The sequence below is a fragment of the Mycoplasma sp. 6934 genome, assembly GCF_055523595.1.
This window is the reverse complement of record NZ_JBVFVE010000001.1, coordinates 412,328-427,048: the sequence shown is the minus strand read 5'-3', so window position 1 is coordinate 427,048 and position 14,721 is coordinate 412,328. Positions and strand designations below refer to the sequence as shown.

The 14,721-nt window shown below is 27.3% G+C and carries 14 protein-coding genes; 4 read left to right on the top strand and 10 right to left on the bottom strand.

Going from position 1 to position 14,721, the window contains the following annotated elements; all coding sequences use genetic code 4:
- Nucleotides 1-2: 2 nt before the first annotated feature.
- Genes metG through secG form a run of 4 tightly spaced genes read right to left on the bottom strand, consistent with a single transcriptional unit; the run spans nt 3 to nt 4,770 of the window.
- Nucleotides 3-1,547, bottom strand: a complete 1,545-nt coding sequence (gene metG / locus AC0B4S_RS01890) for a methionine--tRNA ligase (protein WP_465101432.1) — start codon at nt 1,545-1,547, stop codon at nt 3-5.
- Nucleotides 1,547-2,326: a tRNA1(Val) (adenine(37)-N6)-methyltransferase gene (locus tag AC0B4S_RS01885; RefSeq protein ID WP_465101431.1), complete on the bottom strand. Its 780-nt coding sequence runs from the start codon at nt 2,324-2,326 to the stop codon at nt 1,547-1,549. The genes metG and AC0B4S_RS01885 overlap by 1 nt, the downstream gene beginning before the upstream one ends.
- Nucleotides 2,326-4,536 carry a ribonuclease R gene (gene rnr / locus AC0B4S_RS01880; protein ID WP_465101430.1) on the bottom strand — a complete coding sequence of 737 codons (2,211 nt, stop codon included), beginning with the start codon at nt 4,534-4,536 and terminating at the stop codon, nt 2,326-2,328. Before rnr ends, AC0B4S_RS01885 begins: the two co-directional genes overlap by 1 nt.
- A gap of 3 nt (nt 4,537-4,539) precedes the next feature.
- Entirely contained in the window at nt 4,540-4,770 is a 231-nt protein-coding gene (gene secG / locus AC0B4S_RS01875; protein ID WP_465101429.1) for a preprotein translocase subunit SecG, read from the bottom strand.
- Nucleotides 4,771-4,871: 101 nt separating this feature from the next.
- On the opposite strand from secG, the gene AC0B4S_RS01870 reads away from it, so the two are divergent.
- The gene (locus AC0B4S_RS01870) at nt 4,872-6,671 is read left to right on the top strand and encodes a hypothetical protein (protein WP_465101428.1); all 1,800 of its coding nucleotides are present in this window, start codon (nt 4,872-4,874) and stop codon (nt 6,669-6,671) included.
- Between the two features lie 74 nt (nt 6,672-6,745).
- On the opposite strand, the gene deoC is transcribed toward AC0B4S_RS01870, so the two are convergent.
- From deoC to deoD, 3 genes are read right to left on the bottom strand one after another with little or no spacing between them, the layout of a single operon-like run.
- The gene (deoC, locus tag AC0B4S_RS01865; RefSeq protein ID WP_465101427.1) at nt 6,746-7,408 is read right to left on the bottom strand and encodes a deoxyribose-phosphate aldolase; all 663 of its coding nucleotides are present in this window, start codon (nt 7,406-7,408) and stop codon (nt 6,746-6,748) included.
- A 10-nt stretch (nt 7,409-7,418) separates the two neighbouring features.
- A complete protein-coding gene (locus AC0B4S_RS01860) occupies nt 7,419-8,714 on the bottom strand; it encodes a thymidine phosphorylase (RefSeq protein ID WP_465101426.1) in 1,296 nt (431 codons plus the stop codon).
- Nucleotides 8,715-8,718: 4 nt separating this feature from the next.
- Nucleotides 8,719-9,423: a purine-nucleoside phosphorylase gene (deoD, locus tag AC0B4S_RS01855; protein WP_465101425.1), complete on the bottom strand. Its 705-nt coding sequence runs from the start codon at nt 9,421-9,423 to the stop codon at nt 8,719-8,721.
- Between the two features lie 154 nt (nt 9,424-9,577).
- On the opposite strand from deoD, the gene mutM reads away from it, so the two are divergent.
- Genes mutM through AC0B4S_RS01840 form a run of 3 tightly spaced genes read left to right on the top strand, consistent with a single transcriptional unit; the run spans nt 9,578 to nt 11,323 of the window.
- Nucleotides 9,578-10,420 (top strand): bifunctional DNA-formamidopyrimidine glycosylase/DNA-(apurinic or apyrimidinic site) lyase, encoded by an 843-nt coding sequence (gene mutM, locus AC0B4S_RS01850; RefSeq protein ID WP_465101424.1) that lies wholly within the window; start codon nt 9,578-9,580, stop codon nt 10,418-10,420.
- Nucleotides 10,401-10,970, top strand: a complete 570-nt coding sequence (locus tag AC0B4S_RS01845; RefSeq protein WP_465101423.1) for a cysteine hydrolase family protein — start codon at nt 10,401-10,403, stop codon at nt 10,968-10,970. Before mutM ends, AC0B4S_RS01845 begins: the two co-directional genes overlap by 20 nt.
- Nucleotides 10,955-11,323 (top strand): Smr/MutS family protein, encoded by a 369-nt coding sequence (locus tag AC0B4S_RS01840; RefSeq protein WP_465101422.1) that lies wholly within the window; start codon nt 10,955-10,957, stop codon nt 11,321-11,323. The genes AC0B4S_RS01845 and AC0B4S_RS01840 overlap by 16 nt, the downstream gene beginning before the upstream one ends.
- Before the next feature lie 15 nt (nt 11,324-11,338).
- On the opposite strand, the gene AC0B4S_RS01835 is transcribed toward AC0B4S_RS01840, so the two are convergent.
- The 3 genes from AC0B4S_RS01835 to AC0B4S_RS01825 are packed head-to-tail and all read right to left on the bottom strand — an operon-like array spanning nt 11,339 to nt 14,701.
- A complete protein-coding gene (locus tag AC0B4S_RS01835) occupies nt 11,339-12,589 on the bottom strand; it encodes an MFS transporter (RefSeq protein WP_465101421.1) in 1,251 nt (416 codons plus the stop codon).
- Nucleotides 12,570-14,204: a zinc-binding metallopeptidase family protein gene (locus tag AC0B4S_RS01830; protein ID WP_465101420.1), complete on the bottom strand. Its 1,635-nt coding sequence runs from the start codon at nt 14,202-14,204 to the stop codon at nt 12,570-12,572. The genes AC0B4S_RS01835 and AC0B4S_RS01830 overlap by 20 nt, the downstream gene beginning before the upstream one ends.
- A complete protein-coding gene (locus AC0B4S_RS01825; RefSeq protein WP_465101419.1) occupies nt 14,204-14,701 on the bottom strand; it encodes an amino acid--tRNA ligase-related protein in 498 nt (165 codons plus the stop codon). Before AC0B4S_RS01825 ends, AC0B4S_RS01830 begins: the two co-directional genes overlap by 1 nt.
- Nucleotides 14,702-14,721 lie beyond the last annotated feature (20 nt).

The window sequence follows — 14,721 nt, the reverse complement described above, 5'->3', positions numbered from 1 at the left end:
AATTACCTCTTAATTCTTTCAAATAATATATAATGGGGGGCTTGTTTAAACCTTATAAATTTATTAAAATCTTCAATTTTATTTAAACTTAATTCATCAGCCCCTAAAGCTTGTTGCACTTGCATCATTTTCAACGGCATAACAACTTGCAATAATGTAGCAATTGTATAAATTCCATTTAACAAACGAACTAAAATTTGTTCTAACTTTTCTAAATCATCTTTTAAGGTTCAGGGCTTTGTTAAATCGATATATTTATTTAATGCATTACTTAAGTTGATTGCCACTTTTAATGCCTTATCAACTTTGTAATCATTAAATAAATTAATATATTCATTTTTGGATTTTAAAATTTGAGTTTCAATTTCTAAATCATATTCGTTAGTTGTTTTTTGGTATTTTAAGGATTGATTGACAAATGATAAATCCTTCATTTTTAAGGTACGTGAAATTAAGTTACCAAAATTATTAATTAAATCCGCATTAATAATATCAACAAACCTATCTTCATCAAAATGCCCATCTTCCCCAAAATTAATCTGCGAAGCTAAAAAATATTTAATTGCTTCGGGGTGATATTTTGATAATAAATCATAAGGATCAATAATGTTGTTAAGTGATTTAGACATTTTATAACCATTTTTATCTAGTATTCAACCATGAGATTGAATTCTAGTTGGTTGCTTAATATTTAATGCTTTTAAGAAAATAGGTCAATAAATCATATGAAATCTTGTAATTTCCTTGCCAACTACATGAACAACTTCAGCATCTTTTGAAGCTCAAAATTCTTGAAATTCTAATTTACTATTTTCAAAATCAAATCCAAGAGCACTAATATAATTACAAAGGGCATCTAATCAAACATATAAAGTATGCTCAGGATGCTCTAAGACAGAAATACCTCATTTTAAATTTGTTCGCGTTACTGACAAATCTTGCAACCCTACATCTATGAAATTAGATATTAATTCTTTTTTTGTTTTTAAAGGCATTAATCATTCTGAGTTTTGATTAATATATTCTTGGAGCCAAGGCAAGAACCTTTGCATATCGAAAAAATATGTTTCTTCTTCAACTCACTCTAATTCTTTTTGGCTAACAGGGTGGTAAAGTTTACCATCTTTTTTAATTGCTTGATCCTCAGTTAAAAATTCTTCATCACTAACAGAATATAAGCCTTTATATTTACCTTTATATACATATTTTTTCTTCAAAAAATAACTAAATATTTTTTGAACAATTCGTTTATGTTCAAAATTGCTAGTTCTCCAAAAATATTGATAATCAATTTTAAAATCTTTTCACATTTGAATATATTTACCAGATAATTCATCGACTAAAGTTTGTGGATCAAGATTTAATTCTTTAGCTTTTTGTTGAATTTTTAAACCATGTTCATCGCTTCCGGTTAACATCTTTACATCATAGCCTTGCATTTTTTTATAATTTGCAATTGTTCAAGCTAAGGTAGTTGTATATAAATGTCCAATATGTAAATTGCCACTAGCATAATAAATCGGGGTGGTGATATAAAATTTCTTCATTATTTAAGCTCCTTTATTACTTTAATAGGTTTATATAATTCTTTTATTTGCGGCAAATAATCATGATTCAATTTATCACTTGAATCATGTAAGTATAAATTAGGTAAAAAATGTGGTCCACTACCCGTTTGATATCTTGCTTCAACTAAAACAAATTTTGGTTTATCTTGCACCCTTGTATAAACATATTGGATTCGTTTGGGTTCGAAATTATATTTGCGCAAAATCACAAATAAATCAATTGACCGTTCAACTGGTAAAACAATGTTTAAAAATCCTTTTTGTTCAATTATTTTGGAACATCCTAAAACTAATTCTTCTAATGTCAAGGCAATATCATGGGTAGCAATTAAAATTTCATTAGGTACATCGTTTTTTATTTTTGTTTTAGAAATTTGATAAAATGGCGGATTACAAAAAATACTTTGATATTTTTTTAACGATTGTTTAGCATGCATTTTTCAAAAATCATTAAAATCTGTATTAATTATATTTATTTGATTTTCCATTTTATTAAATTTAATATTTTCATTAGCTAGGTCAGCAGCCCTAGTTTGTATTTCAAGAGCATCAATTTTAAGTTTTGGATTGCGAGCAGCTATAAATATTGATAAAGCCCCATTATTTGCCCCAATTTCTAAAGTATGAGTTATTTTTTCATTTAAAAAAACAAAATTACCTAATAAAATTGTATCAACTGAATAGTTAAACATTTCTTTGTCTTGGTAAATATATAAATTCGAATCAAAACCTAAGCAGTTTTTAACAATTTTAGGCATTATGATTTTCTCTTTGCTTTTTGATCATGTTTTTTAGTTTTTGAATCTTGTAATTTCTTTTCTTTAAGTTTTAAATATTGTGGATATAAATCTTCTAAAACACAATCAACTTTCCCTTGGACTAGATCAGTATTTGTAATTACCACATTAACATAATCTCCAAGAGTAAAGCTACGTTTTTTACCTACTAACTTTGTTAAGTTTTCATTAGCTTCATACTCATCATCAATTAAAGTTGATCTATGAACTAAACCACTAGCTTTAAAATCAAACTCGATGAAAAATCCAAATGGTAAAATACTTAAAATTTGTCCCTTATACACTTTACCGGTTTGATTTTTCAAATACTCAGCAAATTTAAGGTCATTAACGTATCTTTCAGTTTGCACAGCCTTTTGCTCAGCTTTGGTGTTTAAATCACCATATACTAATAATTTTTCTTTAAAATGATCGATTAAATATGTTTGTTTATTAAAGACTAAATCACGAATGACACGGTGAATAACTAAATCTGGGTATCTTCGTATAGGACTAGTAAAATGACAATAGTTTTGTGATGCAAGTCCAAAATGTCCGACATTTTCATTTGAATAAATAGCCTTTTGCATTGTCCTTAAAAACATTAATTTAACAAAATCATCATCTCGCACAGTTTTAATTGAATTCACAAAATTTGCAAAATTGAGTGGAGATATTGTATTTGAATCTAATTTAATATCTTTAATGCCTATTGCGCTCAGTGAATTTTTTAATGAAGTAATCTTTAATTCATCTGGTGCATCATGAATTCTGTATAAAGCTGGAAGTTTGTTATCAAATAAAAATGTTGCAATTATTTCATTAGCTCTTACCATGAAATCTTCAATTAACACCTCTGATTCACCACGTTCACAAATTATAATTTCTTTAACCGAACCATTTTCATCAAGTTTAATCTTGGGCTCATTAATTTCAAAATCAACATATCCTTCATTGATTTTAAACTTATGAATAATTTGCGATAATGCTCTTGCTTTATCTAGCATTTTTGTTAAGGTTTTAACATCATCCAACGATTGATCAAGACCGATATCACCTTCCTTAAAATATTTATCAACTTGTTTATAGGTTAATCTAAATTTACTTTCGATAATTCCTTCAAAAATTTCAAAATTGATATTTTTACCATTTTGATCAATTTCCATTTCGCACGCCATAACAAATCTTTTTTGGTTTGGATTAAGCGAACAAATACCATTAGATAATTCGACTGGAAGCATTGGCACAACTTGATCAACTAAATAAATACTAGTGCCGCGCTTTAATGCTTCATTGTCAATTTCAGTATTTTCTTTAACATAATATGAAACATCAGCAATATAAACACCTAAAAGATAATTGCCATTTGGTAATTTATCAACATAAATTGCATCATCAAAATCTTTGGTATCATCACCATCAATTGTAACAATCATTTTATTAGTTAAATCTCTGCGGTTTGTTCGATCTTCCTGGTCAATATTTTTTGGTATTAAAGAAATTTCTTGTTCAAGCGAAGAAGGAAAACTGCTTGGAATTTTTACTTCTTCTAAGTAATATTTAACATAAACCATTGGATCAGCTTCATTAGTAATAACCTTGATAATTTCAATAGAAATGCAACTGCCTTCTATTTTAGTTATCTTTGCTTTTACTAAATCATTTAATTTAATTTGAACAATGCATGTTTCAATTTTTCAAGTAAAAATACGGTATTTTGTATCTACTGGTACAAAATAAGTTATGTCATTTTTAAGTTTAATAAATCCTTGAATTTCTTGAGTATTTCGACAAATAACTTCGGTAATCACTCCATCACAAGGCATTTGATCATCAAACACGTTTTGATATATATTAACTCTTACAGTATCATTATGCATTGCTGTATTAAAGTTAAACTTTTTAACAAAGACACTTTTTTTTGTGTTATTTTCTAAATCAATATCATAGTCAACAAATCCAAACATTCCTTTTGCATTAACAGACAAAACACCTTCAACACTTTCAAGAAACTTAACAGCATAATATTCATCATTATTGTTTTTAAAAATCTTGTTATCTTTTTGTAAAACCGATAAGAGTGAAGTTATTTCCTTGTTATTTGATGGTAGTATTCTAAAATACTTTGCAATTTCTAAAAATGTTCGTGATTTTGCAGATGAAATATATTTAACTATTTTTGCTTCGTTCATATACTATATAAAAATCCTCAAAAGTAATGACAAAATTAGTAATAAAAACCCAAAAGTCATCATTGAATATTTAAGAATTTTCTTAATCCCTCTTTCTTTTGATACTTTAAATAAATCTAAATCACCACTTCCAACTAAAGCTCCAGAAAATCCATTTGAATCTGGTGACATAATAAAAGAAATGATAATAATTAAAAAACTTATGATTATTAAGATAATTGTTAATGCTGCCATAAAACTCCATTTTTTAAGCTACTTTTTTAAAATATTCATGCTAATTTATAAATATATATAAATATTAATTATATATTACCATAATATTATATAATTAAGGCATGAAAAAAATTAAAAAATTATTAATTTCAACAGCATTGCTACCAACCTTATTTCCTTTAGTAAGTTGTATGAGCAATCCAGAACCTACAAAACCAAATAAGCCTATACAAAGTGGAGATGATGATAAAAAGGACCAAAAGCAACAATTGCAATTAAACTCTGATAAATTTGAGTATATCTCAGAAACAACTCAAAAAGAGGGTTTTATTAATTTATTAGAAATTATGTTGAATCAAACCAGGGATTATGCAAAAGAATTATTTGTTGAATTTACAGCCATTGAAGAAAATAAAAACTTCTTAGAAAATATTAAGACTCAAAACTCTCAATTATATGAACTTTGGTTAACTTTTATTCAAGATAAAAAGTTTACAGAATTTCTCAGTGGTTTACTTAAAAATGCAAGGCAAGTTTTAGATCAACTAAATATTGGCGAGATGATCGCAAACTTAAATGGCTATGCAGCTCGTTGTACCAGTAATATATTAACAGGATTGATTTCGTCATTGAAAACTGAAGAAACTAAATTGCAAAGTATGAGGGAATTCTTTGATTTTTTCCGCGAAACAATCTTTACACAATTAAACATTAATACATTGCTAGAAATCTATAATTCTTTAGAAAATAAAACTACTAGTTCAAAAATTACGCAATTTAAAGAAGATATCAAATTGTTAATTAATAATTACAAAAAAGATACACAAGAATTATTTAAAAATTGAGATTTTACCACTTATAAAGTTTTAAAACAAAGTATCTTTGAAAAAAGTAGTAAATACTTTAAAAAATCTGATGAATTACTAACCTTATTAAATAATGACTTACAAACCGAATATTTAGCAATAATTCAAAAAACTTCACCACATTTTAGCTTGCTAGTTAATAATATCTTTAATCGTCCTCATGGTTATGATTCACCAAATAAATTTTTTGAAACAATTGATAATGAAAATATACGTGGTAGAGCAATTTCCAAAATTGAAAGCGAAAAAGGAAATCCACAAACCTGAGACGATATTGTTTATAATGATGCAGATAAACAAAAAATTAATGAATCCTTTGAAAAATCTAAAAATTCTATTGCAACTCAATATGATAATGATTTAGTCGCTAAAGACTTTTTACAAATTACGTATTCTGATAATAGTGCAAACCATATTTTGCCATTAACCTTATACTCTCGTGATCAAACTTCAAATTCATTTCCATTGATTGATAATGAATTTGAAGAAGATAAAAAACAAACCAAAATATCAAGCTTAATACCATCAAATATCAACCACATTGTTAAAATTGTGCTGCCAGTTGCCTTGAATATCAGTGAAAATAGTTTAAATAGTTTAAATATTCTTAACAAACTTCAATTAAACTATATCCCAGATTGAATACCTAATTTAGATAACAAGAGAATTCCATTATTTTTATATAGATATAATAATTTAACTGTTTCAAATCTTACTCGTGAAGCAAATAAAATAAATATTGAATTAGGTATTAACAGTAACAAAACTAATATTAATCAATATATTGATTATAATGCACGTATTGCAAATTTTGTACCTAAACACAGTTTTGTATCTCCATATATATCTAATCCAAATGGACATTTGGGCAATGCCGAGCCCCTTGAAGCTAACTTAAATTATGATTTATATATTGGTCTTAGTGATGAGATTTATAATGAATTATTTGCACCAAGATATAAACAACTTGAAGAATTAGCTAAAACTAAACCAGAACTTGACTTAGTTGCAGAAAAACATAAATTATTCCAAGAAATCATCTTTGAAATTAAATAAGGCATTTGTAAATGTCTTATTTTTATTAAAAAATACCCATAAGGAAAACCTTATGGGTTATAGAATGTATAAAATTAATATCCTTCTTTTGAGCTTAAACCTTCCATTATTGCAACAGCTCGTGATGTTCCAAAGCGTGTTGCACCAGCTTCATACATTTTGATTAAATCTTCTAGGTTACTTACTCCACCTGCCGCTTTAATTAATAGTTTATTTCCACAAGTTTCTTTCATAATTTTAATATCATCTAAAGATGCACCTCTAAAACTAAATCCAGTAGATGTTTTTATAAATTCAGCACCTGATTTCATAACAATTTCGGTTGCTTTTTTAATCTCATTAGCAGAAAGTAAGGCTGTTTCAATAATAACTTTTAAAATGCGGTTACCGCACGCTTCTTTTACTTTCTTAATATCATTTAAAACATATTCATAATCACCTGATTTAAAGCGTCCAATATTCATTACCATGTCAATTTCACAGGCCCCATGATCAATAGCAAGTTTTGCTTCTTGAGCCTTAACTTGGGTAATCATTGACCCGAGCGGAAATCCAACTACGCTAGTAATACCAATGCTTGTTTTAGCTAGTTTATCATGTACATATCTCACTCAAGAAGAATTTACACATACAGTTTTAAAATTATATTTAAGAGCTTCTGAAATAAGCTTATTAATATCTTTTTCAGTTGCCTCTGGTTTTAAAAGTGTATGATCGATTAATTTATTATAATCCATAATACCTCTTTTATTGTAATTTATCAAGAATTACTTTGTTATCTATTTTAGTCATATTGAATTTATAAGCATTTTCTAATTCAACTGCTAATTTTTCATCAATTGGGTTTGATGAAAATAAACTAAATAATGTTTCCCCAACCTTAACATACTCGTTGGTCTTCTTATTTAACGTAATCCCAGCTTCAAAATCTAAAGAATCTTCTTTAGTTTGACGCCCTGCTCCTAATTTCATAGAAACAAGCCCAAAAGCTAAGCTATCAAAAATTTCGAGATAACCTTCTTGTTTTGCTTTAATCTCTAATTTATATTTAGGATTTCAAAAATCTGGGGCGAGTAATTTATCCAAATTTCCGCCTTGTAATTTAACAAATTCATAGAATTTTTTAAGTGCCATTCCATTTTGAATAACTTCTTGCACCATTTGCTTTGCATGCTCAGAACTTGTTGCAAGTTTAGCTTGCAATAAAATAGTTGAACAAGAAGAATAAATAAGTTCATTAAAGTCTTCTGGTCCACTTCCTTGCAACGTTCAAATTGCTTCTAATACTTCGTTTTTATTACCAATTTCGCGACCTAATGGGCGATTCATATTAGTAATTTCGGCTCGCACATCAACGTCTAATTCTTTTCCGATGTTAATCATAGTTTGTGCTAGTTCTTTTGCACTTGCTTCATCTTTCATAAAAGCTCCATTACCACATTTAACGTCTAATAAAATAGCATTAGATCCTGTGGCAAGCTTTTTAGACATAATAGATGACGCAATTAATGGAATTGAATCAACTGTAGCAGTCACATCACGAAGTGCATATAATTTTTTATCAGCAGGTACTAATTTAGCACTTTGCCCAATTACCGCAATTTTATGATCTTTCACTTGTTTGATAAAATCATTTTGGTTTACTTCTGTGTTAAAACCTGGAATTGATTCTAATTTGTCGATTGTTCCACCAGTTTGAGCTAGTCCTCTACCACTCATTTTGGCTACATATCCTCCGCATGCAGCGATAATTGGAGCAATGGCCAAGGTGGTTTTGTCTCCAATTCCGCCCGTTGAGTGTTTATCAACTTTAATGCCAGGTATCTCAGATAAATCAATAATTTCACCTGAATTCATCATATATTTAGTCATTCAGGCAATTTCACGTGATGTCATCGAATTGAAGACAACAGCCATTAAAAATGCACTCATTTGGTAATCTGGTGTATTTCCTGCTACATATGAATTAATTAAAAATTCAATTTCAGTTTCGGATAATTCTTGGTTGCGTTTCTTTTTGTCAATAATATCAACTATACGCATAAGTTTATTTTGCTAAGTTTAAAGCAATCTCCACCATTTTAACAAAAGCAGTTTGACGCTCTTGTGAACTAGTTTCTTCTTTAGTAATTAAATTATCACTAATTGTTAATAAACATGCTGCTTCTTTACCAGCTTTTTCAGCATTTGTAAATAATGCATATGATTCCATTTCAACACAAACAGCTTGTGTTTCTTTAATTCTTTCTTCTAACGGTACTACAGAGTAAAATACATCAGAAGAGTGTACACGACCCTTAGTTAGTTTGTGACCTAAATCACTAGCTATTGATTCAATTTCTTTATTTAAAGCTTCCGCAGGGTATGCAATATTTCCATCCTTACCTAAAGCAAGTTTTCTAAATGAATCTGAATCAGCATAAGCTTCAGTTGCCAGTACAACTTCATACAGTCCTAATTCTTCAATATATGAACCAGCAGATCCAATTCTAATAATACGATCTACATCATAAAAATTAAATAATTCATATGAATAAATTCCAATTGATGGACATCCCATTCCGCTACCTGCAATGGTAATTTGCTTTCCTTTGTATGTTCCAGTATACATAAACATGTTACGTACTGAGTTAACAAGTTTATATCCAGGGTCCAAAAATGTTTCAGCAATATTTTTAGCTCTGAGTGGGTCCCCAGGCATAATTACTGTTTTAGCAATTTCTCCCTTTTTTGCACTTATATGTGGTGTCATAATTCCTCCAAAAATATTATTATTTATTAAATTTTAAAAATTGATTATTATGTGATAAAACATATAATCGTAATACTATTTTACCACAATTTCGTTATTCCAAAAACATGGCAAAAGCTTAGTGTAATTTATAAAAATATATTATAATAAGTTAATGCCAGAATATCCAGAAGTAACAATTGTACAAAGATCATTAAATGACCACGTCAAAGGAAAAACAATTCTTAAAACAGAAGTTAAAATTGAAAAAATAATTAAAAATACTGATCCAAATTCATTTATTAATTTTTGCAAAAATAAATTAATAAATGATATTGAAAACTTTGGCAAATACTTAGTTTTTAATTTTAGTGATAATTCAAGATTAATTTCACACTTAAGAATGGCCGGAAAATATTATATACGCGATATTAATGATCCGTACTTATATAATTATAAACATGATTGTATTTATTTCTTTTTAGATAATCAGAAAGTAATGGTTTATAATGACACACGTATGTTTGGTTCTTTTGAAATAATTGAATCAAACAACATAGATTCAATTTACCAAATTAAAAAATTAGCAAAATTACCTGGAGATGTAGATGCTAATGATTTATATCAAAAGATTAAGAACCGTAATATTAGTATTAAAAAAATTCTCTTAGATCAATCTTTAGTGCTCGGAATTGGTAATATTTATGCTGATGAAGCCTTGTTTGAATCACAAATTTATCCAATGACAAAAGCAAAAGATATTTCTTATCCAAAATTATGTGAAATATTAAAAAATGCGCAAGATATTATGGATAAAAGTATATTATATGGGGGAAGCAGTGTAAAAGATTATAGCTCAGTAAATGGTATTAATGGTAAATTTCAAAATGAATTGAAGGTTTATGGTAGAGCAGGTTTAGAATGCTCAAGATGTAAAACACACTTAATTAAAAAAGTAAAACTTGATTTTAAGGAAAATGGAAGGGGGACAAGTTATTGTGAAAACTGTCAAAAATAAAAAATTATTCTTTGTTATCGATATGCTAAATGGTTTTGTACGTTTTGGTGATTTAAGTGATAAACGTATTGCTGGAATTGTGCCTGATATGGTTGATCTTTTATCTAGTAATAAAGAAAATGATGTCATGTTTGTTTGCGATGCACATAGTGAACATGATTTAGAAATGAAAACCTATCCTGAGCATTGTATTGCTGGTAGTAGCGAGGCTCAAATCATTGATGAATTACAAGAATTTGTTTTAGATGATGAATCTAACGTACTTTACAAAAACACAACAAATGGTTTTTGAGAATTAGATAAAAATATTCTAAATAATTATGATGAATTTATCATAACAGGTGCATGCACTGATATTTGTGTGATGCAATTTGCATTAAATTTAAAAACATGACTAAATAAATCAAAACAAGATAAACCAGTTGTTATTTATCGAAATTGTGTTCAAACTTATGAATCGCTTGAACATGATGCTGATTTATTTCACAGTATGGCACTTAGCATCATGCAAAAAGCTGGTATTATTATCAAAGTATGACGCAAACAATAGATTTGCATGGACTAGAGCCTCAAGATGCTTTAATTGTTTTACAAAACCATATCTTTGACCTTGAAGAAGGAATAATTTCTGACTTAACTATAATAACAGGCAAGGGTAGTGGTATATTAAAAACAACCTTTGAAAACTTTGTGAAAAAACATAATTATAATAGCAATTTAAAACTTAAGTATCAGGCACTTAATGATGGATCATATTCATTATGAGTTGAATATACAAATGATATTTATAGTAATAATTCTTATGAATCGAATTGAAATATTTCACAAAATGAAGTAAATCAGTTATTTGATGATTTAAAAGCAAAGAAACTAACAAAAAAACATTTAGCGCGAAAACGCTAAATGTTTTATATAAATTTAATCTTTTTGTAGTCTAGTATCCACTTTTTTTAATTTTGGTTGATAAATTCAAATTAATATTGTTGAAACTAAGATTACAACAAAATATGCAATAAATGTATATGTAACTCAAATTGTAGCTAGGTAGGTTAATAAAATAATAAGCAACGAACTTAATATAATTCTAAAACTTAATGAAATACCATTTTGTTTATGGAAGGTTTTGGCATCAAATAATTCATAAGTTAAACTATAGTATTGACTTAAAAATAGCGAGAATAAGAATTGTTGTATTGAACTAAAGATTATAAATAAAATTAGATTTGTAAATTGATCTTTGATAAATATTAAACCTAGTAATCATACAAATCCAGCTAAAGATATGATTGATAAAACTCAAGATACTTTAATTGCCTTAATTTTCTTAAGCCAAAACTGAATAATAGATGATAGCAATGAACTAGCTGAAAAAATAATATTTATATAAAAACTTCAAGTATCTATTAAAAAATCTGACATTAATTTAAAATATTGCGGCAACCCACTACCCCGTGGATATGTAAAAATACCAATTATGGTTGAGGCAGAAAGTACATAAATCCACTTTTTGTATTGCTTTGCTTCTATTATAGTCGTATGGTTAGTTTTATTTTGCTTTGTTGTTGTAAATACTGATTTCTCTCGGTTTGTCTGAAGTCATAAGTATAAGAATCCAGATAATAAATACGTAATACAGTTAAAAATAATCAAATAATAAAAACTAAGATTTTGATAAATAAAAAAAGATAAAATTGGTGAAGCCATAAAACCAACTGAAGTTGCAAATGATGATCCAATATTCATCTTTCACATTTGTTTTTCATTCGTTGCTATATAGTAAACTATATTTTTTATATAAATAAATCTAAAAGAATGTACAAATCCTAATATAGCAGATACTATAATTAATAAAATTGAAAATGTATAACTATCTTTGATTGCAAAAAACATGGCAATTAAAGATACTAAAAATAAAACGCTTATGACGTCGCAAATAAATAAAATAGATTTGCCAGATAATCTTTTAAAAAAATCAACTATTTTAGAACTAAAAATATAAACAATAATTGTTGGCAGTTGAATAAGTAAATATAAAATTGATACTAGCCAAAAATCTCCAGTAATACGGTATATATATAATGACGAAGCAAATTTAAACGCTTCGGATCCAATTAAGGAAATTGCTAAAGAACCAGTATATTTATAAAGGTTATTTAGAAAACTCTTCATTTAAAATACCTATCGCAAATAGCATATAAAATATATTTTTATGGAAAATTTTAGATGAATATGAATGAATTTCATTAGCTGGTATAGCAATTGTTATTGAATTTTCAAATTGAAACTCTGTTTGGTCTGTAGATCCCGCACCAAAATAATATTGAAAAGGTAGAGCATAATCATTAAAAATTTTGGAAATATGTTCTAACATTTTTGAATTAATACCCGTATAAAAATCAGCAACACGGATTAATAAATTTTCATTATCCCAATTTTGATATTTGGATACTTCTAAATTATAAATATAATCCTTTGAACCTATAATATCTTTAACTTCTTTTAGTTTTGAACTTTGTAACTGAACTTCCTCACGTGTTGTTATTAGATAATTAAGATTTGCAATCTTTGTTTTTTCTATCATTCTTAATGCAAGGGTATTAATGCGATTGTCATGGTTTCTAGTGATAAAATAAGAATCATTAAACTCAGGTTTTTGACTTGAAATCACTTGTAAAATTTGATTATCATAATTCTCATAATCAATTTCTAATTGTTTTCTTGCGATCTTTGATTGATATTCTTTTGAATATACTTCGCTAGTTATTGCAGTTCCGTTTACTCATTTAATATATTCGCCATCAAGATTATATAAATCATAATCTCCTGAAATTCAATTGTATGTACCTAAGTTGTAAACATTATTCCCAACTAACAAACCTCCAGCTTCATCACTATGACTTATAAATAATTTTTTTTCTTTTTTGTTATTTTCCTTTAAATAAAACCCTTTGAAGTTGTTCTTTTGTATTTCAAAAACTTTACTTAAGAAATTTATTTCAGTGCCAGGCAATGAGGGAATATTATAATTATTTAATAAAAAGTTAGTAATAAACTCTTTATTTTGTAAGATTCTTTCACCAATTTTTACAATTAGTTGAATCTTTTGATCTTTAGCGAAAAATTCGTAAAATTTTACAATAATGTCAACTATCTCATCGTCTTTAGTTAACTTTTTATAAAAGTCTTTATTACCATAATCAAAAATTAACATTTCTGTATAGTTATATTTGTAAAAAATAAAAAAACTGTTTCAAAGACAATGCTTCAAAAAGTCTATTGTTTCACTATTAAATAATTCACTAGTATTTACCAAAATTTTTCAATTTGTTAATTGTTCAATTGTGCGGCGGATTTTTTTATCCCTATCATGTGGAAAATAATCACTCATTATATATGGAAGAGCAAGTAACTTCTGCGTAAATAACCATTTACCTTTTAAAAGTAAAATACCATCCCATTGTGAACTAGTTGTAAATTTTAGATTAAGTTGTTCTAGCAAAATTATTTCTATTGTTAAAGAATCTAAATTAAAAATAAATAAATTACCATCATTTTTTGCAACTTCTATTTTTTCGTAAGTTTGTATAAATTTTAAGAATGTACGTTTTGTTTCATAACTAGTTGATCATAAAACAACATCCAAATCAGCGGGCATATTATCTTTTGCTTGCTGTTCTAATCAAAAAACAGCGCTACCTTTTAATATTATTTTAAGGTTAGAATTAGTTTCTTTGTTAAATTGGTTTATATGACTGTTTAGTTTATTTAATATTCTAATTATCATTATGGTAAGACCTCCAGATCCGTAAGCCTCGGAATTACTTGTACATCACGGATATCCTCTAATCCAGTTATAAATAAAATTAATCTTTCAATACCAATTCCAAAACCTGAAGTTTGTAAAGGTTGTTCTTTTTTCATTTGGAGATACCAGTTATATTCATTAGGTTTATTTTGGTGATCATTAATAGAGGCAATAGTTTCATCATAGTCAAAACATCTTTCACCTAGTCCCACAGTTTCACCAATACCAATTAAAAGATCTGAATTTAAAGAATATTCACCAAATCTTTTTTGGTAAAAAGGGGTGTTTATTCAAGGAAAATTATTTAATCACAAAATTTTGTCCGAAAATTTCAGCATTAAATATTTTTCACCATGACTATTTATATTAATAAATCCATTTTTATTGTCTATCCCTATGTTATGCTCATTTTCTAAAATGCTTACAGCATCTGAAAAGTCAAGGTCATAAACTTCTTGTTTTATCCATTTTTTCAATCTGGAAACATTGCTTGCAT